This window comes from uncultured Mucilaginibacter sp. (genome assembly GCF_937859865.1).
In the GTDB taxonomy this organism is placed as follows: domain Bacteria; phylum Bacteroidota; class Bacteroidia; order Sphingobacteriales; family Sphingobacteriaceae; genus Mucilaginibacter_A.
In genome coordinates, this window is record NZ_CALMAT010000087.1 from 1 (window position 1) to 1,273 (window position 1,273).

A 1,273-nucleotide genomic window follows, 5' to 3' on the forward strand; every position below is an offset into this window, starting at 1 on the left:
GACTTCTTCAAACTTTAACAGATTTATTAATAACTTTGAACGGATAAATTAGCAGCATGGCCCAACAGGAAACCATAGAAATGGTTAAAAAAATTTTTGAGGCTTACCTTGAAAATAAAAGTTTGAGGAAAACACCGGAGCGTTTTGCCATCCTCGAAGAAATCTACTCGCGCAGTGATCACTTTGATGTCGAATCGCTTTATATCCACATGAAAAATAAAAAATACCGGGTTAGCCGGGCAACGGTTTACAATACGTTGGAGCTGCTGCTTTCCTGCGATTTGGTTACCAAGCACCAGTTTGGCAAAAACATGGCGCAGTTTGAAAAATCTTACGGTTACAAACAGCACGACCATATCATTTGCCTGAACTGTGGCCGCGTGGTTGAGTTTTGCGACCCGCGTATCGGACAAATCCAAAACATGATGGGCGATTTGCTGAAGTTTGAAATCAAACACCATTCCATGAACATGTATGGTGATTGTTCCCGTTTAAAAGCAGCAGGCTCCTGCGAATATTACGCTAAAAATTAAATTCTGATAAATCAAATAAATGGCTGTTGATGTATTGTTAGGCCTTCAATGGGGAGATGAAGGCAAAGGAAAAATTGTGGACGTGCTTTGTCCGCATTACGATTTAATTGCCCGTTTTCAGGGCGGCCCAAATGCCGGGCACACGCTGGAATTTGACGGGCAAAAATATGTGCTGAACACCATCCCTTCCGGTATTTTTAATGAAAAAACGCTGAACCTGATTGGCAACGGCGTGGTGATTGACCCAATTATTTTAAAACGAGAACTGGATAACCTAAAAAAAGCAGGTTTTGACCCGGTTGGAAAAGGCAAACTGGTAATTGCCCGCAAAGCACACTTAATTTTACCAACGCACCAGTTATTAGATGCGGCTTCTGAAAGCAAAATGGGCGCTGATAAAATTGGTTCTACGTTAAAAGGAATCGGGCCAACTTATATGGACAAAACTGGCCGTAACGGTTTGCGTGTTGGCGATACCATGCAGCCGGATTTCAAAGAACGCTACAATAAACTGGTGGAAAAGCACAAATCCATTTTGATCCATTATAGAGAAGTACCGGATTTCAGCGAAAAAGAAGCTGCTTTTTTTGAAGCGGTAGAATTGCTGAAAAGCATCCCGCAGGTAGACAGCGAACACTTGGTGAATAAATTTTTAAAAGAAGGAAAAACCATTTTGGCCGAAGGCGCGCAAGGCACGATGCTGGATGTTGATTTCGGCTCCTACCCTTTTGTAACTTCTT

At 42.1% G+C, this 1,273-nt stretch carries 2 protein-coding genes; both read left to right on the forward strand.

Annotation, left to right across the window (positions count from 1 at the left end; genetic code table 11):
* The first annotated feature begins 56 nt into the window (after positions 1-56).
* Positions 57-533: a transcriptional repressor gene (locus Q0192_RS09225; protein WP_299289194.1), complete on the forward strand. Its 477-nt coding sequence runs from the start codon at positions 57-59 to the stop codon at positions 531-533.
* A 19-nt stretch (positions 534-552) separates the two neighbouring features.
* Positions 553-1,273, forward strand: a 721-nt coding sequence (locus Q0192_RS09230) for an adenylosuccinate synthetase (protein WP_299289195.1), incomplete at its 3' end; no start/stop codon positions are given.